Here is a 20,701-nt window from a genome sequence, read left to right as displayed (position 1 = left end):
AGTGAGGCAGATTTCCAGCGGCGGAGCAAGACTTAGCGCTTCTCCGACGTTCGCAGCAGGTAGCCCACCCCGCGCTTGGTCTGGATGAGGGCGGGAGCGTCCGGGCTGCGGTCAATCTTGCGGCGCAGGTAGGAAATATAGGACTCAACAATCGAGGCGTCGCCGTTGAAGTCGTATTCCCAGACGTGGTCCAGGATCTGGGCCTTGGACAGCACCCGGTTGGGATTGAGCATCAGGTAGCGCAGCAGCTTGAACTCGGTGGGGGAGAGGTCGATGGTGACGCCTCCGCGGCGGACTTCATGGGCGTCGTCGTCCAGTTCCAGATCATCTACGCGCAGGACGGCGTCGTCGTCGTCCAGCGGCTGGGTGCGCCGCAGCACTGCCCGGATGCGCGCCACCACTTCGTCGAGGCTGAACGGCTTGGTGACGTAGTCGTCCCCGCCGACTGTCAGCCCGGTGACCTTGTCCTCGGTGTCATCCCGGGCGGTGAGGAAGACCACCGGGAAGTGACGACCCGCAGCGCGCAGGCGGCGGGTCAGGGTGAAGCCGTCCATATCCGGGAGCATGACGTCCAGGACGGCAAGGTCAGGGGCGTGCTCCTCGACGGCGGCAAGGGCCTCCCGCCCGTTGGCGGCAGCCACGACGTCGAAGCCGGCAAAACGCAGCGAGGTGGACAGTAGTTCGCGAATGTTGGGCTCGTCGTCAACGACCAGGAGACGAGCTTCAGGTCCGGATGATTTATTCACGGCTCCAGTTTCTTACATTTAGCTGTGCGTTGTCTGTAGGTAGGCCCGGTGGTTCCTGACTGTGCGCTGGTGCCGGCGCCTAGACCGGCTTTTCGATATCCGCGGCATCCAGGATGGAGTACGCATAGCCCTGTTCGGCCAGGAAGCGCTGCCGCTTGGCCGCAAAATCCTGGTCAACGGTGTCCCGCGCCACCACGGTGTAGAAGTGTGCAGCCTTGCCGTCGGCCTTGGGCCGCAATAGCCGGCCGAGGCGCTGAGCTTCCTCCTGCCGGGACCCGAAGGACCCGGAGACCTGGATGGCCACCGAAGCCTCGGGCAGGTCGATGGAAAAGTTAGCCACCTTGGACACCACCAGGGTGTTCAAGGTGCCCTCGCGGAACTCGTTGAAGAGCCGCTGGCGTTCCTTTACCGGGGTGTCACCCTTGATGACCGGAGCATCCAGCCGCTCGGCGAGTTCGTCCAACTGGTCCAGATATTGTCCGATCACCAGCGTCTGCTCCCCGGCATGGCGGCGGACCAGCCGCTCGACGACGCCGGTCTTGGTTTCCGAGGTGGAGCACAGGCGGTACTTGTCTCCGTCTTCGGCCATGGCGTAGGCCACCCGTTCATCCCGCGGCAGGTCTACGCGGACCTCAATGCACTCGGCCGGGGCGATGTAGCCCTGCGCCTCGATGTCCTTCCAGGGCGCGTCGTAGCGTTTGGGCCCGATCAGGGAGAAGACCTCGCCCTCGCGCCCGTCCTCGCGCACCAAAGTGGCGGTCAGGCCGAGCCTGCGGCGGGCCTGCAGATCCGCGCTCATGCGGAAGATCGGCGCCGGCAGCAGATGCACCTCGTCGTAGATGATCAGGCCCCAGTCGTTGGCATCCAGCAGCTCCAGATGCGGATATAGGCCCCCGCGCTTGAGCGTCAGGACCTGATAGGTGGCGATGGTGACCGGGCGGACTTCCTTGACTGCGCCGGAATACTCCCCAATCTCATCTTCCGTCAGCGACGTCCGTTTGAGCAGTTCATCCTTCCACTGCCGGGCGGAAACGGTGTTGGTCACCAGGATCAGCGTGGTGGTGGAGCTGGTGGCCATGGCAGCGGCGCCCACCAGGGTTTTCCCTGCCCCGCAGGGCAGGACGACGACGCCCGATCCGCCGGCCCAAAAGTTCTCCGTCGCCAGCTTCTGGTAGGGACGAAGGGACCAGCCGTCTTCATTGAGCATGATGGGATGCGGCGTGCCGTCCACATAGCCGGCCAGATCTTCGGCGGGCCAGCCGAGCTTGAGCAGCAGCTGTTTCAGCTGGCCACGCATCGCAGACTGCACCACCACCGTTTCGCCGTCGATCCGCGGACCCAGCAGCGGCTGGATCTTCTTGGCGTGCATCACTTCTTCCAACACCGGATAATCGGTGGTGCGCAGGACCAAGCCGTGCTGGGGATCCTTCTCCAGCCGCAGCCGACCGTAACGGGACATGGTTTCCTCGATGTCCACGAGCAGCGAGTGCGGAACGGGGAAACGGGAATAGGTGAGCAGCGTGTTCAGGACCTGCTCGGCGTCGAGCCCTGCGGCCCGGGCGTTCCACAAGCCCAGCGGGGTCAGCCGGTAGCTGTGGATGTGCTCCGGTGCACGCTCCAGCTCGGCAAAGGCTGCAATGGCATGCCGGGCCTCCGTAGCTTGGGCGTGATCCACCTCCAGCAAAATGGTCTTATCACTCTGGACAATCAACGGTCCGTCAGCCATGCGCCGGGGTATCCTCCACTATTTCAACATCCATGATTCGGTGCACCGACACTACTCGCTCCACGTCCCGGCGCGGATCGAAGACCCGCACCCGTCCGTCGGTGACTGATAAGGGAACAAAGATCTCCTGCCGCTGATTCCCCTGGCTGTCGACGACACCCATCCGGACCGAGCTTCGCGTGCGAATGGCTTCGCGCAGGATCTCGAGTCCCACCAGCGGCTGGCTTTCGCTGTGCCCAGCCACCGGGGGTCCCTGCCCCCGGAGTGCGGCCAGTTGGTCGGAGATGTCATCATCGGTCAGCTGCCAGGGATTAATCCGGGTAGGGGACGACGCCGGCACGGTCACCGCCGGGTGGGCGTGCGATCCGGCCACGGGCCGTGCCCTGCCCTCCAGCGCCGGTGAATAGCCCAGTTCGCGCAGCGTATAGGACAGCTCCTGTGGGCTCGCAACGGACCCGACGACGGTGGGTGAAAGTCGAACCAGGCCCAGGGCCGCCGTGCCCGGGTCCGCGAGCAGCCCCGTCAGGCCGTCTTCATCGTCGCTGCGCAGATAGGACGCCATGGAGCCCACCCGGAGCCTGCCGTAACGGGCAGCGGTGTCCTCCACCAGGTACTTCAGCGGCTGCGGCACCTCCGTGGCGGAATGCCGGTGCAGGAACTCCAGAATCTCAGCGGAGCCCTGTCCGCTGTCCAGGGCCTGCCGGATGGAGTCAGCGGAAAAGCGGTAGATGGCGGCAGGGCCCTGGCCTTCGGCCACGGAGATGGACGCAAGCCGACGTGCGACGCCGGGCTCCAGGTAACCGGGCGCCACCGCGGTCAGGTCCGCCTGCAGCAGAAAGGAGTTGAGCGGCTCCGGCAGGGCCCCGCGGAGGCGTTCCAAGGCAGCGTCCCATTCTCCGGCGGCAACCGCGGCACCCAGCTCGGTGAGGGCGCCGGACCCGAGCAGTCCCAGCTGTGCCGCTTCCTTGAGGATGCCCGGTACCAGCCGTGCGAACCTGCGCTGAAGGCGCGGCTGATGCCAGGTCAGGGCGCTGACCAGGGCTTCGGCGTCAAGGGCGCCGGTGGCACCTTCTTCGGTGACGTCCTTATTCACCATCTGAGCCAGCATTTCGAGGGCCCGTTTGCGCACCAGGGGAGCGTCCGGCCGCGATGCCTCTGCCGCCAGGGCGTTGATGGCACCACCGCCGGGCAACGGGCTGCCGACCAGGGAAGGCGCACGGTCGCCCTCGAGCCATGCCGCGACCAGCTGCTTCCATTGGTTGTGCCGGTCCAGGCTCAGCCAGTCTCCCTCGGTGACACACCACCGGGATGTGGTGACATCCAGGGACAGCAAACCGGCCAGAGCCGCGAGTTCCAACAACCAGGCGGTGGAAGCAGCATCGATGCGCAGCGATTCCGAGACGCGGCGGACTTCCCGCACGCCCACTCCGCCGGAGCGCAGCGTGCTGATAGGCGTGGCCTTAGCCAGTGTCAGCAGTTCGGTGACCAGCCGGAGCGTTTCCGCCACGGCTCCATACGCTGCATTGTCCCGCACACTGTTAGCGACCTGCCTGGTCACCGGCGCGGGAGGGGATAGCTTGAAATCGGACACAATAACGTGGCCGCGGGATGCCTGCCCCACCGGGCGGGGAAGTTCCACATGCAGGGCGTCCAGGGGAACCAGTAGGCCGCGGGCCACCAACCACTCCACCGGAGTGGGGGAAGGATTATCCAGCACAGCCCGGCCCAAAGCGGCCTTCTTGGGGATGGCGCCCACCGGGGAGTATTTGAAGCGCCGGAGCAGCTCGAGGGTCTGGGGCGGCGCGTCGGACATCAGCATCTCCCAGGCTGCCGGGTCCGAGACCAGGTGGTGCAGCGAATGCGCCGCGGTGGCCGGAGTGTCCGCACGTTCCATGCTTATGCCGCTTCTGCGCAGTCCCTCCACTATGTCCACCAGGCGCTGGCCGAATTCCGGCTGTTGGACAGCCAGCGTGGAGTAGGGCCGCCCCAGACCGGCGGGGTAAGCCCCGAGCGCTTCACCGAGCACCGAAACGGGCAGATAGAACCGACGTCCGGCGTCGGCCTTTGGTGCTCCGGGATGCGGGGTGGCCCGGCGCAGCAGGGCGAGGGCGTGCAGGTGGTTCAAGATGGCGTCCAGCGCCTTGATCGTTGACCCGGCAATGGCACTTTTGAGCCATGATGCCGTGGTGCTCAGATGCGAATCTTCGTTGGTGGTCAGGTCCACAGCTTCCAGGACCTGCAGCTCGGGGGACGTGAGCTTTTCAAGGACCCGCTGAACACTGATCCGGGTGGAGGCGCGGGCTGCGAGGGCCTGGAAATCGGGCACCGGAGGCAGCACCAGATCCGGTCTGGCCGCAAGCAATTCACGCAGCTGGTCATCACTGCGTGCAGCTAGATCTTCGGCTAAAGCTCGGATCGCGGACATCGTCTCCACGTTACCCGACCACGAACCAAAACGAACGGCCTAGCCGTGTCGCCGGCGGCGGATTCCGTCAATTATTAGGGCTGCCATCAGGAGGAACGCTGTTGGGAGGGCATAAATGGCGCCGGCAGCGAACCCGGGCCAGACACTTTCGCCGCGCAGAGCGGAAAGCAGCACCGCTGCCAGACAGAGCATCCCCAGGACGGCAAGAAAGGCTGCCGCACCTGTGAGGATCCGTCGCCACCGGGGTCCGTCCGCTGCGGTTCGGTGCGGTGTCCTGCCGGGGGAGGGTGTGCTGGTGTCCATGGGCTTTAACGCTAACAGCGGAAACTTCCCCGGCCAAAGGTTCGGGACGGAGATGGATTACCCGGGCGGGATATTCTAAAGGGAACAGACTTCCCCGTAGTATCTCTCCCGTAGTATCTCTGGAAGCAGTATCTCTGCACGCATCCAGCGTTTTCGGAGAGCACGGGCCATGCCTTAATACACACGGCCGGCACTGCGGGTTGCGCAACACTGCGGCAGATATATCTGCTGCACTCATTAGCTAAGAACGAGGTAACCGAAGTGCCCATCGGCAAGGTCAAGTGGTTCGACACTGGTAAAGGTTTTGGGTTTCTGGCCACGGACGAGGGCCAGGAAGTCTTCCTGCATGCCTCGGCCCTTCCGGCAGGTGTCACCGAGGTGAAACCCGGTACCCGCATGGAGTTCGGTGTTGCCGACGGGCGCCGCGGGCCGCAGGCCCTTTCGGCCCGAATCCTGGAAGCCCCGCCGTCAGTGGCGCGTGCCACCCGCAAGAGCGCGGATGACATGGCCATTATTACGGAAGACCTTATTAAACTGTTGGATGCAGTCTCGAACGGCCTGCGCAAGGGCCGTTATCCGGACAAGAAGCATGCCACCAAGGTGGCGGCCGTCCTGCGTGCCGTTGCCGATGACCTGGACGTATAAGGCGGATCCGCTGAATGACCACTAGCGCAACAACATCTTCCTACTCAGTCTCCCAGACGCCCGGCCCCGCCGGGGAAACTGCTCCTGCCCGGGCGCCGCGGCGTGCTCCACGTCGCCCGTCCAAGCCGGACGCGGTTCTTGCCGCGGCCGTCGAAACGGCACGCGCCGGACTGCTCGAAGTTGTTCCGCCTGAGCAGATCGGCGCATACATCGGGGCCTTCCCGGACGCGGAACGCCTGGTCACGCACCGCTTTGAATCCCTGCGCCCCGGCTACAACGGCTGGCACTGGTATGCCACTGTTGCCCGGGTACCGCGAGGCAAGGCCGTCACCGTTTGCGAGATTGGACTCCTACCGTCCGAAAAAGCTGTGCTTGCTCCCGAGTGGGTGCCGTGGTCCGAGCGTCTGCGCCCGGAGGATGTTGCTGCTGAGGAAGCAGCGCGGGCGCAGGAAGAGGCGCAGGATCAGGTACACGACGACGCTGCCGGTGAGGATGTGCCGGCAGGGGATTCCCACGGTACTGAGGCGGGAACTCAGGAGGAACACTAAACCAGTGGGCCCGGGGGTAGTCATCATCGAGTTCTTGTTTGGCCGGTGGTGAGCCGTGTTCCGTTCGCTTCGGCTCTTTAACTACCGCATCTGGTTCCTGGGCGCCTTGGTGTCCAATATAGGCACCTGGATGCAGCGGACAGCCCAGGACTGGCTGGTGTACGACATCCTCACCGAGCAGGATGCAGCGGCGATGGGTATTGTGATGGCCCTGCAGCTCGGCCCGCAGCTGGTTTTGGCGCCCTGGGCCGGTTTGGTTGCCGACACCTACAACCGGCGCAAGGTACTGCTTTTCACCCAGGTGGCCATGGCAGCGCTGGGTCTGGGACTGGGCGTGCTCGTGCTTTCCGGGGCAGCCCAGTTGTGGCACGTCTACGCGTTTGCTCTGGCACTGGGTGTGGTCTCCGCCGTGGACGCGCCCGCGCGCCAGAGCTTCGTCTCGGAAGTCGTCAGCGAAGCCGACCTGCCCAACGCCGTCGCGCTGAACAGTGCTTCCTTTAACGGTGCCCGCATGGTGGGCCCCGCCGTCGCCGGGCTGCTGACTGTCGCCGTGGGGCCGGGCTGGGTCTTCCTGATCAATACGCTGACCTTTGCCGCGATGGTTGGTGCCCTGCTCAAGATGCGCAGCTCCGAACTGCGGGTCCTGCCTAAGGCGGCTCCGGGAAAGGGCCGTATCAGGGCAGGGCTGAGGTACGTCCGGCATCGCCCGGACCTGATGATGGTGCTGCTGGCCATCTTTATTGTTGGAACGTTTGGCCTGAACTTTGCGGTGTACATCGCTGCTATGGCCCGCACGGAGTTCGCCCAGGATGCCGGGGTCTTTGGGCTGCTTAACTCTGTGATGGCCATTGGTTCGGTGGCCGGGGCGTTGCTCTCGGCCCGCCGGGACAAGCCCCGGCTGCGTTTCGTCTTTGGGGCCGCCGGTGCCTTCGGAGTTGCCTGCCTGGTGGCTGCGGCATCACCCACGCTGCTCTGGTTTGCGGTGTCACTCATCCCGGTGGGCCTGTTTGCGCTGACCCTGATGACCAGCGCCAATGCGTACGTCCAGACAACCACTGCCCCGGTCATGCGCGGGCGCGTGATGGCGCTGTATTTCGCCATCTTCATGGGCGGAACACCGATCGGTGCTCCCCTGGTGGGATGGGTGTCCAACAGCTTCGGGCCGCGCTGGAGCCTGGGGGTTGCGGCTGCCTCCGGGCTGATCACCGCCGTGGTCGGCTTTATCTGGGCGTGGCGTGCCCATCACCTGCGGATCCACTATGACCGCACGCTGCCCCGCCGGCTGCGCCTGACCAGCCGTGAAACGGAACAGGACCCGGACCTGTTCTAGGCCCGGGTCCTGCAGAGCTGCTCCCGGAGATTACCGGCTGTGCTCGATGATGTAGTCGATGCACTGCAGCAGTGCACTCACGTCGTCCGGTTCAATGGAGACGAAGGTTGCGATGCGCAACTGGTTGCGGCCCAGCTTGCGGTACGGCTCCACGTCCACCACTCCGTTGGCGCGCAGCGTCTTTGCGATGGCCGCCGCATCAATGCCGTCCTCGAAATCGATGGTGGCAATGACATTGGAACGGTCTTCGGGACGGGTCACGAACGGGGTAGCCACGGCAGACGCCTCGGCCCAGGAATAGATCCGGCCGGCTGAGTCCGCAGTGCGCTGCGCAGCGAAGTCCAGCCCGCCGTTGGCATTGAGCCATTCGATCTGGGCGTTGAGGGTCACGAGCGTGGACAGCGAGGGCGTGTTGTAGGTCTGGTTGAGCTTTGAATTATCGATAGCCGTCTGCAGATTCAGGAAGTCCGGTATCCAGCGGTCCGAGGAATTGATCCGGGCGGCCCGTTCCAATGCAGCCGGTGAGAACATCCCCAGCCAGAGGCCGCCGTCGGAAGCGAAGTTCTTCTGCGGGGCAAAGTAGTAGACATCGGACTCGGCCAGATCCACATCCAGGCCGCCCGCTGCCGAGGTGGCATCGATCAGGACCAGGGAACCGGCGTCGGCACCCGCAACACGGTGTACCGGAGCCGCCACGCCCGTGGAGGTTTCGTTTTGCGGCCAGGCGTAGACATCCACACCGGCTTCGGCCGCCGGCTCCGGGCGAGTGCCCGGATCGGACCTGATGATGGTGGAGGGTCCGAGGAACGGCGCTTTATTGGTGGCCGCGGCAAACTTGGACCCGAACTCGCCGAAGGACAGGTGCTGGGCCTTGTCCAGGACCAGGCCGAAGGATGCAACGTCCCAGAAAGCAGTGGACCCGCCCACACCCAGAACCACTTCATATCCGTCCGGAGCGCGGAAGAGGCTCGAAAGTCCTTCACGGATGCTGCCCACGAGGTTGCGGACGGGGGCCTGCCGGTGGGAGGTGCCCAGCAGATTGGTGCCCGCCCGGGACAGGGCTTCCAACTGCTCCGGGCGCACCTTGGAGGGCCCGGCTCCGAACCGTCCGTCCTTCGGGAGAAGTTCGGCAGGAATCTTGAGTGCGGCGGCTTCGCCCATGGTGTATCGCTCCAAGCGGTAGGCAGGTGCTCTGATATGCCCTTTTATTCTGCCCCACCGGTCCCGTCTCGGGCCATTTGTGAACGCGCCGCGGGGCCTGTCCGATGCCGGCGGAATTATCTGCACTATGTCCGAATGAGCTAACGTATTGGCAGTAATGACCTGTGGCGGCGGCGTCCGCCGTTGTTCTCCTGATCTTTCCACTGAGTACATAGGAGCGGCCTGCCATGACGGACCTCATTGATACAACCGAGATGTATTTGCGGACCATCCTGGAGCTCGAAGAAGAGAACATCGTGGCGCTCCGGGCCCGGATCGCCGAGCGGCTGCGCCATTCCGGGCCGACTGTGTCCCAGACGATCGGGCGGATGGAACGGGACGGGCTGGTTGTGGTCTCCGGCAACCGACACCTGGAATTGACTGAAGCGGGCCGCCGCCGTGCCACCGAGGTAATGCGCAAGCACCGGCTGGCCGAACGGCTTCTCGCGGATGTGATCGGGTTGGACTGGGCCTACGTCCATGACGAGGCCTGCCGCTGGGAACATGTCATGAGTGAGCGTGTGGAACGCCGGCTGTACGAGCTGCTGGGTCATCCCACGGAGTCGCCGTACGGCAACCCCATTCCGGGCCTTGAAGAGATTGGCGGCATGCCTGCTGAACTGTTCCACCACGGAGTCACCAATCTCTTTGCAGCCGTGGCCGCTGCTGAGCCGGGAACCAAGATGATGTTGGTTCGGCTGGCGGAGCCGGTTCAGGTGGAGCCTGAACTGCTGACCCAGTTCGATGAGGCAGGGCTGCGCCCGGGGGCGGAGATCACCGCCGAAGTGGTCGCTGGATACGTTTCAGTGCGGGTTCCGGGCATCGAAGGTGCCCTGGAGCTGCCCCCCGAGGTGGCCGCCCACGTGTTTGTGTCCTCCATCGGATAACGGAATGGTCTCTTTTGCCCTTTTTCCCCTATAGTGACTTACTGACGTTGAAATAACACCGTTATCCGGGCCTTCCGCCGAACCCTGCCGCTGGCCCGGACATTCAAACCGTTCAGGCAGGGGCGGAGGACCCATCAACTGGCAGCTACGGCTGCCTCGGGGTGAAGCCTCCAGTATCAGCACAACGGCCGCACCCATGGTGCGGCCAGTGGTGAGTGTGGGGCCGAGTTTCTCTACTCGAATCCGACAGCTAACTTCGCAGGCCTATGAGAGAGGTACAACTTGTCGAAGCATGCTGCCCCGAGCAGGCGCCGCGCGTCTGCTCAGGCTCCGGCTCCACGTCCGCGGGACGGCCAGGCATCCGGCCGCCGCCGCGCAGAAACGAAGAACCGCTCCATCGGCGACGCCGCTCAGAAAGTCGCCATCACCGCGGCAACCTCTGGCCTGATCCTCACCGTCGCGCTGCCGACCACGGCGGCCGTTAGCGAGCCGGTCCAGGAAATGCAGGCAGTTGCGGTGGAAGCGCCGGTAGTCTCGGCGGATCCCCAGGCAACGGCTGATTTTGAGCGGGCAGCGCTGAGCAGCCGGTTTGATCCCGAAGCGAAACTCCGCCAGGTGGTTGTTGCCGCCGGTTCGGAGATCTCAGCGGGTGCGGCCCAGGGCACTCTGGCGAAGCCGCTGGCCTCGGAACTGGTGCAGACCTCGGGCTTCGGCTACCGGGTCAGTCCCATTACGGGCAGTGCCGGTGAACTTCACCGCGGCCAGGACTTCGCCGCAGCGTGCGGCACTGATGTCACCGCAGCCGCCGCCGGTACGGTGACCTTCTCCGGCTGGCATGACTTTGGCGGCGGAAACCGTGTGGTGGTTGACCACGGCAACGGCGTGGAAACCACGTACAACCACATGTCCAGCCGGGCCGTGGCCGTGGGGGACACAGTGGAGCGCGGAGCCCTTGTGGGCGTCAGCGGCACCACGGGCGCTTCTACGGGCTGCCACCTGCACTTTGAAGTCATGGTTAACGGCGAGGTCGTTGACCCGCTGGGCTGGCTGTGACCGCAGGATAACCATTTCGTGACCTGAACGTGACATTTCGCCAATGTTGTTATAAGGTCATCCTCGTGCCTGATCGGCCAAAGATCGGGCACTCTCGAACAGATCGCCGAGCTCTGCCACTGTTTGAGGTCCGTTCGCAACATCGCATGGCAGAGGCGGGGGAACCACATTCGGGTTTCGCAAGAAGCCCTAGGGGTTAAGTTGCTCGGACCTTTTGGTCCAGCAGCCGGGTGACTCCCATCCGAATCCGACAGCTCACCTCGTAGGCATTGGGAGAGGCAAACTTGTGTCATCAGTAGCTCACGGCCGTCGTCGCGCGGCCACCGTCCAGACGAGCCCAATTTCAGTTCTATCCCGGGCAGTCACCTCCAACGTTGGAACCATGGGCCGCCAGGCCGCCGTCGTCGTCGCCGCTTCAGGCCTCGTACTTGCCGCAGGCCTTCCCGCCCAGGCAGCCGTCAGCACCGATCGACAGGCACTCGAGGCCACCGCACTTAGTGCAGTCACCTCCACCGGAGCCGTTTCGGTCTCCGCGCAGGCCCCGTTCGAACTGGCCACGCTTGAGTCCGTCTCCTCTGTATCCGGAGCCGAGTACCGCGCCCAGCTGGCAGCCGAAGAAGAAGCCGCAGCTGCCGCCGCCGCAGCACAGGAACAGGCCGCCGTTCAGGCTCAGCAGGCTGCTGCCGTTCAGGCTGAGCAGGTTGTCGCCGTCCAGGCCCAGACCTACGAGGCTCCGGCCGCTCCGGCTGCAGGCCAGGCTGCTCCCGCCGCCAGCACCCCGACTCCGGCTCCGGCCCCCGCCCCGGTTGCCAGCGGCGTAGGTGCCGGCCTGGTTGCCTCGGCTTACGCGCAGATCGGCGTCGCCCAGGACTGCACTGCCATGGTGGAGACTGCTCTGCGCTCCGTCGGCAAGTCGGTTGGCGATCTCGCTCCCGCACAGTTCTTCGCCTTCGGCACGGTTGTTGGCTCGCCCGAGCCCGGCGACCTTGTCATCACCTCCGGCCACGTAGCCATCTACGTGGGCAACGGCCAGGTCATCAGCGGCGGCTTCGACGGCATGAACACCGTCCTGCACCCGCTGTCCTACCTCGGCGGCGCAAGCTTCGTCCGCGTCAGCTAAGTCCAGTTGCAGATATCGGAGATCGCACCCGTATGACTTCTACAACTGAGCGCGCCCGTCACCGGGCGCCGGTGGAACGTGCTGCCCCGCTGAGCGCACTTGCCCACGCAGTGTCCGCCAATGCAGGAACTGTCGGCCGCCAGGCAGCCGTAGTTGTTGCCGCGTCCGGTCTGGTCCTGAGCAGCGGTGTTGCCGCTAACGCAACGGGTTCCGATCTGGTTCGCGACGTGCAGTCCAGCACCTTGGACCTGAACACTGCTGCAAAGCTGACCGTGCCCGAGACGGCAACCGTGAGCTTTGATCGACCGGCGGTAGCCGGAGTCATCGTGGCTCCTGAAGCCCCGCAGGCACAGGTTGCCGTGCAGTCGCAGGCCGGAACCCAGCTGTCCGGGGAATCGGCACCGGAACCGGCATTCGAAACCGGGGCTGCCGCCCCGCTGGCGCTCTCCGCTGCCCCCACCCAGGAAATCGCTCCGGCGGCATCCTCGGGTACCGCGGCCATTATTGCAGCGGCGGCCTACGCGCAGCTGGGTGTCTCTCAGGACTGCACCATGCTGGTCACCAACTCGCTGGCTGCTGCGGGCATCAGCTTCCATGACTGGCCTGCCGGTTACCTGTCCCTGGGCAGCACCGTCAGTGCGTCCCAGGCCGTTCCCGGTGATCTGATCTACTACGCCGACGGCGGCATGGGCATGGCCCACATTGCCGTTTACGTGGGCAACGGACAGGCCATCCACGGCGGCTATAACGGTAACTCCACGGTGGTGGCGCCAGCTGAGCTCGGCTCCGGCGGCGTGTACATCAGGGTTGGCTAAACACCGCACAAGGTATTTCGCAGCCGTTTTGCCGGCTGCCGTCAAGGGCTCCTCCTTCAAGCGGGGCCCTTGACCTGTTTAAAGCGCCTCCCGGCGCAGGAAATAGCGAAGAGCAGGATCCGGGCATACTCTTTTCCATAGATCATCTGAAGTACCGTCCTCCGCCGGCGGGATGCCTCCCGCCGATGGACCGCAGGCGAAGAGGAATGTGCATGCGTACTCTCGTTCTGAATGCCGGCTATGAGCCGCTGGCTGTTGTGAGCTTCCGCAGGGCACTGGTGTTGGTACTGTCCGGAAAGGCCAGTGTTGTTGCCGAGGACGGAGAACCGGTGGTGGGACCCACGGAGATCCTTCCCCGGCCGTCCGTCATCTTGTTGCACCGGTACGTGAAGATTCCCTTCCGGGAGGGCACCGTGGCCACGCGTCGGGGAGTCCTGCGCCGGGACTCGCATCAATGCGCCTACTGCGGCAAGGCCGCCTCCACCGTGGATCACGTCCTGCCTAAATCCAGGGGCGGAGCCGACAGCTGGGAGAACATGGTGGCCTGCTGCCTGCGCTGCAACAACGCCAAGGGGGATCGGACGCTGGGCCAGCTGGGGTGGCAGTTGCGCATCCGCCCCCAGCCGCCGCGGGGAGCACGCTGGCAAATCCGTGAACTCGAGCGGCCGGCACCCCAGTGGAACGAGTTCCTTGATGCCGGCACGGCTGCCTGATGCCGCTGCCGGATGGCCCTCGACCCTCCTTCGATAACATCGCGTTCAATGCCATCGTGCTGGCCGGCGGCCGGTCATCACGTCTGGGCGGAATCTCCAAAGCGCTGCTGGAGACCTCCGGGAAGACGCTGCTGAGTGCTACTCTGGAGGCCGCTTCGGGCGCTGACGGGCGGGCCGTCGCCGGGCCGCCTGAACTACGCGAGGCTGTGGGCGCCGCCGGAGATAGCACCGTGCTGGTTCGCGAGGATCCGCCCTTCTCCGGGCCCGCTGCCGCCGTAGCCGCTGCGTGGACGGCCCTGGCGGTGCGGGATGAAGCGGCCGCCCGCCCATCGCCGGAATGGACGCTGGTGCTCGCCTGCGACATGCCCTTCATTGCCGGGGCAGTGGAAGCACTCCTCTCCGCGGCACATGCCAGTGAGGGGCACGCCCCGCCTCTGTCCCTCCTGGCTGTCGATGAAACAGGGGCGGTACAACCCCTGGCTGGGCTCTACCGAACGGCGCCACTGGGTGCCGCCATCGGATTTTTCGACAGGCCTGGAGGACTGGATAATCTCTCGATGAAGCGGCTCCTTGCTAGGGTGCAGTGGAGGAACGTTGCGGTGCCGACCCACAGCACAACGGACATTGACACGTGGGAGGACGCAAGGCGCTGGTCGGTGGGAACGTCAGGCGCAGGGGAATCGGATAATCCCGCAGCGTGCAAGTGAACCCGGCAAAGGAGCAGGAAAATGGCAAGCCAGGAAGAAGAACTTCAAGCATGGTGCGGCAGACTGCTCACCGCCTTGGAGCTTGAAGGAACTGCGGTGGACGTCGGTGCAGTGCTGCAGCTGGCGTCGGTTGCGGCCCACTCAGTGGTACGCCCCGCCGCGCCGCTCACCACTTTCGTGGCCGGATTCGCGGCTGGCCTGGCGGCAGGAAGCGGACAGGCTGACGACACCGTGGCCATGGGTGCAGCAATGCGCGTAGCCGCCCGGGAATGCAAAATCTACGGTGAAAGCGGAGCTTCTGATGACCACTGACAATTCCACCCCCGTGATCCTTCCGCTCCAGCCGAACGCTTCCTGGGAACACGCCCGAAGCTCGGCGTTCTCCGCCGGCCGGGCCTTACCCTTCGAGACCGTCCCGTTGGCCGAGGCCCTGGGCCAGATCCTCGCCCAGGATACGGCCGCGCTGCAGCCGGTTCCGCATTACGCCTCCTCCGCGATGGACGGGTGGGCCGTGGCGGGTCCGCCGCCCTGGCAGCTGGTAACCCATCAGGAGCCGCCCGCGCAACGCTGGCAGATCCACAAAGAATCGGGCCGTCGCCCGCTTCAATCGGGGCAGGCAGTCCCTATTCTGACCGGCGGCATGATTCCCGCCGGTGCGCACAGCGTGCTCCGCTCCGAAAGCGGCATTGTTTCGGACGGGGACCAGCCTGTGCTGAGGCTTAGCCCCGCGGCCCGAGGGGACGAGCCCGCTGCCGGCGAACACATCCGGCCCGCCGGCGAGGAAGCGGCAGCGGGAGAAGTCACTCTTGAGCGGGGCACGCTCCTGAACCCGGCACACATTGCCCTGGCCGCCGTCTGCGGACATGACACCCTGCCGGTGCTGCGCTCACCCCGCGTATCCCTCCTGCTGACGGGGGATGAGGTTATAGAGTACGGCCTGCCGGAATCCGGGCAGGTCAGAGACACCTTCGGACCGCAGCTGCCGCAGCTGGTCACGATGCTGGGCGGCCGCATGGATGTGGTGAGGCGTCTTTCGGACCGTTATGAAGACGTGGTGGCTGCGCTGAGCTCAGATGCCAGCGACGAGACCTCCATCGCCATGTCCTCCGGAGACGTGCTGATCACCACCGGCGGCACCGGGCGCTCCGAGGCCGATCATCTGCGGCAGGCCCTCGAGGACATGCAGGCGGAACTTCTGATCGACGGGATTGCCATGCGCCCCGGCCATCCGACTATGCTGGCACGCCTTCCCGACGGGCGGTTGCTCGTAGCGCTGCCCGGCAATCCGCTGGCCGCCATGATGGCGGTCTTTACTGTTCTTCAGCCGCTCCTGGACGGACTCCGCGGAGCGCCGCTATCTCCCGAGCGCCATGTGCTCGTGGGTGTGGACATTGAGCCGTTGCCCGGACGGACCCGGCTCATCCCGTGTCGGATCGAGAATGGAAGGGCCCTTCCGTCGCGGTATTTCCGCTCAGGAATGCTGCGTGGGATTGCCGATGCCGATGCCGTGATGGTCATCCCGGAGAGCGGCTGCACCACGGATGAAGCGATTACGGCGCTGCCGCTGCCGTGGACGGTCCGGCAGCCGCCCGCCCACTAGGATCAGCGCATTGCCGGGGCCAATCCTGCTGTGATCCAGGGTCCCGGCGGGGGAATTTGATCTAATCTCGGAGCTGAGTGCAGGTGCGCATTGGCGGCCGCTGTGGCTGCGAATCACCGGGTTCTTTGCCGGGAGCCGGGGCATCATGGCAGTTCACGTACAACCAAGCGTTGAGGGAGACAGACATGGGACGGGTTACCCGCCGCGGACAGGTCACTAAGTTCCGGACCGATGGAACAACCACCAAGCGCGAGGACGTGCTGGCCGGTGAAGAGCCGCTGGAAATTAGGGTGGAAGGCCGTTCCTTCACAGTGACCATGCGGACACCGGGTGACGATTTTGACCTGGTGGCCGGGTTCCTGGTTTCCGAAGGCATTATCTGGGAGCCGGGCCAGCTCATCAGCCTGCGCTACTGCGCCGGAGTTGATGAGTCAGGGCAGCAGACGTTCAACGTGGTGGATGTGCAGCTGCGTCCTGGAACCGCACTGCCCGATACTGCGATGGAACGCCACGTCTACACCTCCAGTTCCTGCGGTATTTGCGGCACGGCCTCCATAGAAGCGGTCCGCAAGTCTTCGCACTTTTCCGTAGGGGCCGACGACGTACGCGTGCCGCTCTCGACGCTGGCGGCAATGCCCGAGTCGCTGCGGGAGCAGCAGAAGGTTTTTGCCCGCACCGGGGGAGTTCACGCCGCCGGGCTCTTCACGGTCGACGGAGACCTGCTGTGCCTGCGCGAAGACGTGGGCCGTCACAACGCTGTGGATAAGGTGGTGGGATGGGCCCTGCGTGCAGGGATGCTGCCGCTGCGCGGAACCGTCCTGCAGGTATCGGGCCGGGCATCCTTTGAGCTGGTCCAGAAGGCCCAGCTGGCCGGGATCCCGGTCCTGGCAGCGGTAAGCGCGCCGTCTTCGCTCTCCGTGGAGCTTGCCCAGGACGCGGGGATGACCCTGGTGGGGTTCAGCCGCGGAACGTCGCTGAACTGCTACTCGTTCCCGGAGCGCATTGTTCCCTGAGTGCCTGCTTGTCAGTGAGAAGTCAGCGGGCAGGAATCTGGACAGTCACTGTGGTCCCGCGGCCCATCACTGAATCGATGTCCAGTTCCCCTCCGTGTTGGAGCACTATGTCCTGCACGATGGCCAGGCCAAGTCCTGTTCCCGGAATGGCCGCACTGGTGGCATTGGATGCGCGGAAAAAACGCCGAAAAAGTTTGGGAATATCCGCCTCCGGGATGCCGATGCCGCTGTCCTCCACCGTGACCCGGATCTGGGCTCCGGAGTCAGTGGAGATGGTATCGCCGAGCACCTTCACGCTCCCGCCCGGGCGCGTAAACTTCACGGCGTTGGAGACAAGATTGGTGAAGACCTGTTCCAGCTGGGCTGCGTCTCCATCCACCAGGAGTGGACCTGCCACCGGGCCCAGCCGCAGCGTGATTGCGTTCGCGGCGGCAGCCGGAGCCAGAGCTGCTGCCACCGTTTCCAGCAGTTCGGCAAGATCAAGTTCCTCCACCGCTAGACCGGCGTGCGCATCGGTGCGGGAAATGGTGAGCAGATCGGAAATGAGCTGATCCAGCCGGGTGGCATTGCGTCCCACTATTTCCAGCATCTGCACCATGTGCGGCGGGACTTCTCCGCCGGAGCCGTCCAGGATGAGATCTAGGTAGCCGGTGATGGACGTCAGGGGTGTTCGCAGCTCGTGGTTCACAGTGGCCACGAAGTCCGTTTTGGCCTGGTCCAGTTCCCTCAGCCGTGACAGGACCTCGCGCTGGGCCGTGATGAGGTGGCCCTGCAGCAGGCCATGGGCCAGGTTGCCGCACACATGCTGGATGAGGGAAAGCTCGGTTCGGCTCCACCTCCGGGCTCCGGTGGCGCCGGCGAGCCAGACGTAGCCAAGGATGTGGTCGCCGTGGGCCAGCGGAGCAATGACAGATGTGCGCACATCCGCGGGCACGCCATTTGGCAGCAGTGCCTTTTCCGGATCATTGGGGGAGAGATGGTCTTCCACCCGAAGGACCCGCTCCCGTTCCCACAAAGACGAGCAGAGCCGCAGGGCCTCGGGCGCCGGGACCGGAGGAAGGCCGGCCGCTTGGGGTGCCATGCTCCAGGATGCCGCCAGCTCAGGAACGCGTTCGTCCGGGAAAGTGTCAATCCGGACATGGCAGACACCGAAGGCCTCGCCCAGTCCCTGGACTACAACGTCCACCATCTGCTGAGGATCGTTGGTTCCGCGCAGCGCGGCGGAGACCGCCCGAGTTCGATCCCGCAGACGGGCGGCGGCGATTTTCCGGCTGCGCGTGGCTCGGCTGCCCGCCAGAACCAGAGCCACCCGGTTGGTTAGATCATGACCCTGGTCCCTGCCAGCCACGAAATGGGTGATGCCAAGCGCGACCATCGTCTCAATGTCCGGCTCCCCGTCCCCGGAGAGCAGGATGATCGGCAGCCCGGCAACGGATGGTTCCTGCCTGAGCCGGCGCAGCTGTTCGGGCCGGGCGGCAGCGAGCATTTCGGCGTCGATAATGCCCAGAACCACATCCAGCTCCTGCACAGCGCGGATGGCCTCGTCGTCATCCTCGGCATGCACCGGTGTCACCCCCGCGGCCTGCAGGACGGCATCCGCTGCGTCCCTGAGATCCGGGCTGCAGACCGCCACCACCGCATACTGCGCGTCTGCGTCGTCGGACGTTTCCTGCACTGGTAGTAGCGCGGTGGGCATGGAGGCCTTTCAATGATGTGCCGGGGTCCCGGGAGGGGCCAGCGAATGGTAGTGTACCAGCGCCCGGGTTCCCGGAGCGTGATGCGTCACACCATGTTCCGTTTGCGGCAGGCAGTTGACTTCGGTGCCCGGTTCCGGGCTTCCCTGTTCCCGCCAACAGTGGTTCCGAGGTGTCCCCCGCGAGGCGTCGGAGTCCATGGAATATCTGTGTCAGCGCCGAGGCTTAAGCTGGAGAGTGCTAACAACGTAAGGACTAATCATGAGCATGGAAGGCGCGGCCTGGAGTTCTCTTCATAAGATCTCCAGCGCCAAGGGCGGCACCAACAAGATTTCCCGGGAGACACTCAAGCGGATCGTCGCGTTCGCTTCCCCGTATAAGAAGCAGCTGATCGGCTTTGTCCTCCTGTCCACGTTCGGAGCTTTCCTTGCGGTGGCCACCCCGGTCCTGGCCGGTGAAGTGGTCAACGCCATTGTGGCCCGCTCCGCCACCGCCGTGGTCATCCAGCTGGCGCTGCTGATTGCTGTGGTGGCGGTGGCCGACGCAGCGGTCTCCCTGGCCACCCGCTGGTTCTCTTCCCGGATTGGTGAGCAGGTCATCCTTGACCTGCGGACCGCGGTCTTTGACCATGTGCAGAAGATGCCGATCGCCTTTTTCACGCGTACCCGCACGGGAGCATTGGTCAGCCGGCTCAACAATGACGTCATCGGCGCCCAGCAGGCTTTCAGCGGCACCCTGTCCGGCGTGGTGAGCAACGTTGTTGCCCTGGTTCTCACGCTGATTGTCATGCTCAACACATCGTGGCAGGTAACGGTCCTGGCGATGCTGCTGCTGCCCGTATTCCTGATTCCGGCCCGTCGCATGGGCGGAAAGCTGGCCGCGCTGCGCCGTGAGGCTGCCAACCATAACGCTTCCATGGGCACGCAGATGACCGAACGGTTCTCGGCACCCGGTGCCACTCTGGTGAAGCTCTTCGGCCGGCCCGATCAGGAATCCACCGAATTTGCCGTCCGGGCCGCCCGCGTCCGGGACATCGGCATCAAGATGGCCATGATGCAGGCCGTTTTTGTCACGGCCCTGACGCTGGTCTCCGCCCTGGCCCTGGCCCTGGTCTACGGGCTGGGCGGGTACTTCGCGCTGACGGGAAAGCTGGACACCGGCGATGTGGTGACCCTGGCGCTGCTCTTGACCCGGCTGTACGCACCGTTGACCTCGCTGGCCAACGCCCGGGTGGAAATCATGAGCGCGGTGGTGAGCTTTGAGCGCGTGTTCGAGATTCTGGACCTGAAACCGCTCATCCGCGAGAAGGAGAACCCGGTGCCGGTTCCCGAGGGTCCGTTGGGCGTGGAGTTCGACGACGTCCGGTTCGCCTATCCCACGGCGGACAAGGTGTCGCTGGCCTCGCTGGAGGACGTCGCGGTGCTCGATTCGCGCGGCGGAGAAGAAGTGCTGCACGGAATTTCGTTCCGGGTGGAGCCGGGCCAGACAGTTGCGCTGGTGGGCACCTCCGGTGCAGGCAAGTCCACCATCGCCCAGCTGCTTTCCCGGCTGTACGACGTCGATTCCGGAGCAGTGCGCTTCTCCGGCACCGATGTCCGGGACGTCAGCTTTGCTTCCATCCGCCAGGCGCTGGGCATGGTGACCCAGGACGGGCACCTGTTCCATGAGAGCATCCGCTCCAACCTGCTGCTGGCCAATCCCGAAGCCAGCGAGGAACAGGTGTGGGATGCGCTGCGGCGTGCCCGCCTCGAGGATCTCATCCGGTCCCTTCCGGACGGTCTGGACACCATGGTGGGGGAGCGGGGTTACCGGCTTTCAGGCGGCGAGCGCCAGCGGATGACCATTGCCCGGCTGCTGCTGGCGCAGCCCCGGATTGTCATCCTGGACGAAGCGACCGCTGCGCTGGACTCCACCTCCGAGGCCGCCGTGCAGGCGGCTCTGGGGGAAGCGCTGGAAGGCCGCACCGCCGTCGTCATTGCGCACCGGCTGTCGACCATCCGCAACGCGGACAAGATCCTGGTGATCGAAGGGGGATGCATCGCGGAGCAGGGAACCCATGCTGAGCTCCTGGCACTGGGCGGGCGGTATGCGGAGCTGCACGGCACGCAGTTCGCCGTGGATGCCCTGGCGGACGCCGGCACTGACGAGGATTCGCTCCGCAGCTAGCGGTGCAATA

19 protein-coding genes and 2 riboswitches are annotated in these 20,701 nt (G+C 64.9%); of the genes, 13 read left to right on the top strand and 6 right to left on the bottom strand.

All coding sequences use genetic code 11. The features are described from left to right. Window positions 1-32: 32 nt before the first annotated feature. From ABIB35_RS11715 to ABIB35_RS11700, 4 genes are all read right to left on the bottom strand, one after another. On the bottom strand, window positions 33-746 hold the full coding sequence (locus ABIB35_RS11715) for a response regulator transcription factor (protein WP_354181576.1): 714 nt from the start codon (window positions 744-746) through the stop codon (window positions 33-35). A gap of 79 nt (window positions 747-825) precedes the next feature. Continuing rightward, window positions 826-2,472 carry a DNA repair helicase XPB gene (locus tag ABIB35_RS11710; RefSeq protein ID WP_354181574.1) on the bottom strand — a complete coding sequence of 549 codons (1,647 nt, stop codon included), beginning with the start codon at window positions 2,470-2,472 and terminating at the stop codon, window positions 826-828. Continuing rightward, window positions 2,465-4,897: a helicase-associated domain-containing protein gene (locus ABIB35_RS11705; RefSeq protein ID WP_354181572.1), complete on the bottom strand. Its 2,433-nt coding sequence runs from the start codon at window positions 4,895-4,897 to the stop codon at window positions 2,465-2,467. The genes ABIB35_RS11710 and ABIB35_RS11705 overlap by 8 nt, the downstream gene beginning before the upstream one ends. 39 nt (window positions 4,898-4,936) lie before the next feature. After that, a complete protein-coding gene (locus tag ABIB35_RS11700) occupies window positions 4,937-5,200 on the bottom strand; it encodes a hypothetical protein (RefSeq protein ID WP_354181570.1) in 264 nt (87 codons plus the stop codon). A gap of 261 nt (window positions 5,201-5,461) precedes the next feature. On the opposite strand from ABIB35_RS11700, the gene ABIB35_RS11695 reads away from it, so the two are divergent. From ABIB35_RS11695 to ABIB35_RS11685, 3 genes are read left to right on the top strand one after another with little or no spacing between them, the layout of a single operon-like run. Next, window positions 5,462-5,845: a cold-shock protein gene (locus ABIB35_RS11695; RefSeq protein WP_104056228.1), complete on the top strand. Its 384-nt coding sequence runs from the start codon at window positions 5,462-5,464 to the stop codon at window positions 5,843-5,845. 14 nt (window positions 5,846-5,859) lie between these two features. Continuing rightward, the gene (locus tag ABIB35_RS11690; protein WP_354181567.1) at window positions 5,860-6,393 is read left to right on the top strand and encodes a DUF3027 domain-containing protein; all 534 of its coding nucleotides are present in this window, start codon (window positions 5,860-5,862) and stop codon (window positions 6,391-6,393) included. Between the two features lie 55 nt (window positions 6,394-6,448). Then, complete coding sequence (locus tag ABIB35_RS11685) at window positions 6,449-7,723, top strand: MFS transporter (RefSeq protein ID WP_354181565.1); 1,275 nt, start codon at window positions 6,449-6,451, stop codon at window positions 7,721-7,723. 30 nt (window positions 7,724-7,753) lie between these two features. On the opposite strand, the gene serC is transcribed toward ABIB35_RS11685, so the two are convergent. Next, the gene (gene serC / locus ABIB35_RS11680; RefSeq protein ID WP_354181563.1) at window positions 7,754-8,884 is read right to left on the bottom strand and encodes a phosphoserine transaminase; all 1,131 of its coding nucleotides are present in this window, start codon (window positions 8,882-8,884) and stop codon (window positions 7,754-7,756) included. A gap of 227 nt (window positions 8,885-9,111) precedes the next feature. Between serC and ABIB35_RS11675 the strand changes: the two genes are divergently transcribed. The 9 genes from ABIB35_RS11675 to fdhD all read left to right on the top strand — a co-directional run bounded on the left by ABIB35_RS11675 (window position 9,112) and on the right by fdhD (window position 16,831). Then, the gene (locus ABIB35_RS11675; protein WP_354181561.1) at window positions 9,112-9,810 is read left to right on the top strand and encodes an iron-dependent transcriptional repressor DtxR; all 699 of its coding nucleotides are present in this window, start codon (window positions 9,112-9,114) and stop codon (window positions 9,808-9,810) included. A 65-nt stretch (window positions 9,811-9,875) separates the two neighbouring features. Next, a riboswitch (cyclic di-AMP (ydaO/yuaA leader) is annotated at window positions 9,876-10,090 on the top strand. Window positions 10,091-10,092: 2 nt separating this feature from the next. After that, window positions 10,093-10,863: a M23 family metallopeptidase gene (locus ABIB35_RS11670; RefSeq protein ID WP_354181559.1), complete on the top strand. Its 771-nt coding sequence runs from the start codon at window positions 10,093-10,095 to the stop codon at window positions 10,861-10,863. A 118-nt stretch (window positions 10,864-10,981) separates the two neighbouring features. Beyond that, window positions 10,982-11,146: riboswitch (cyclic di-AMP (ydaO/yuaA leader) on the top strand. Between the two features lie 99 nt (window positions 11,147-11,245). Further along, window positions 11,246-11,983: an NlpC/P60 family protein gene (locus ABIB35_RS11665; protein WP_354181557.1), complete on the top strand. Its 738-nt coding sequence runs from the start codon at window positions 11,246-11,248 to the stop codon at window positions 11,981-11,983. 32 nt (window positions 11,984-12,015) lie between these two features. Further along, window positions 12,016-12,798 carry an NlpC/P60 family protein gene (locus ABIB35_RS11660; protein WP_354181555.1) on the top strand — a complete coding sequence of 261 codons (783 nt, stop codon included), beginning with the start codon at window positions 12,016-12,018 and terminating at the stop codon, window positions 12,796-12,798. Window positions 12,799-13,010: 212 nt separating this feature from the next. Continuing rightward, a complete protein-coding gene (locus ABIB35_RS11655; protein ID WP_354181553.1) occupies window positions 13,011-13,511 on the top strand; it encodes an HNH endonuclease in 501 nt (166 codons plus the stop codon). Next, entirely contained in the window at window positions 13,511-14,218 is a 708-nt protein-coding gene (gene mobA / locus ABIB35_RS11650) for a molybdenum cofactor guanylyltransferase (protein ID WP_354181551.1), read from the top strand. Before ABIB35_RS11655 ends, mobA begins: the two co-directional genes overlap by 1 nt. Before the next feature lie 21 nt (window positions 14,219-14,239). Further along, window positions 14,240-14,530: a DUF6457 domain-containing protein gene (locus ABIB35_RS11645; protein ID WP_354181549.1), complete on the top strand. Its 291-nt coding sequence runs from the start codon at window positions 14,240-14,242 to the stop codon at window positions 14,528-14,530. Then, entirely contained in the window at window positions 14,520-15,818 is a 1,299-nt protein-coding gene (locus tag ABIB35_RS11640; protein WP_354181547.1) for a molybdopterin molybdotransferase MoeA, read from the top strand. The genes ABIB35_RS11645 and ABIB35_RS11640 overlap by 11 nt, the downstream gene beginning before the upstream one ends. Before the next feature lie 185 nt (window positions 15,819-16,003). Further along, window positions 16,004-16,831: a formate dehydrogenase accessory sulfurtransferase FdhD gene (fdhD, locus tag ABIB35_RS11635; protein WP_354181545.1), complete on the top strand. Its 828-nt coding sequence runs from the start codon at window positions 16,004-16,006 to the stop codon at window positions 16,829-16,831. Window positions 16,832-16,853: 22 nt separating this feature from the next. On the opposite strand, the gene ABIB35_RS11630 is transcribed toward fdhD, so the two are convergent. Next, complete coding sequence (locus ABIB35_RS11630; protein ID WP_354181543.1) at window positions 16,854-18,527, bottom strand: sensor histidine kinase; 1,674 nt, start codon at window positions 18,525-18,527, stop codon at window positions 16,854-16,856. A 259-nt stretch (window positions 18,528-18,786) separates the two neighbouring features. Here ABIB35_RS11630 and ABIB35_RS11625 point away from each other — a divergent pair, with 259 nt between their 5' ends. After that, a complete protein-coding gene (locus ABIB35_RS11625; RefSeq protein ID WP_354181541.1) occupies window positions 18,787-20,691 on the top strand; it encodes an ABC transporter ATP-binding protein in 1,905 nt (634 codons plus the stop codon). The last annotated feature ends 10 nt before the right edge of the window (window positions 20,692-20,701 follow it).

This window comes from Arthrobacter sp. UYP6 (genome assembly GCF_040547315.1).
Taxonomy (GTDB): Bacteria; Actinomycetota; Actinomycetes; order Actinomycetales; family Micrococcaceae; genus Arthrobacter_B.
This window is presented reverse-complemented; position numbering and strand designations above follow the sequence as displayed.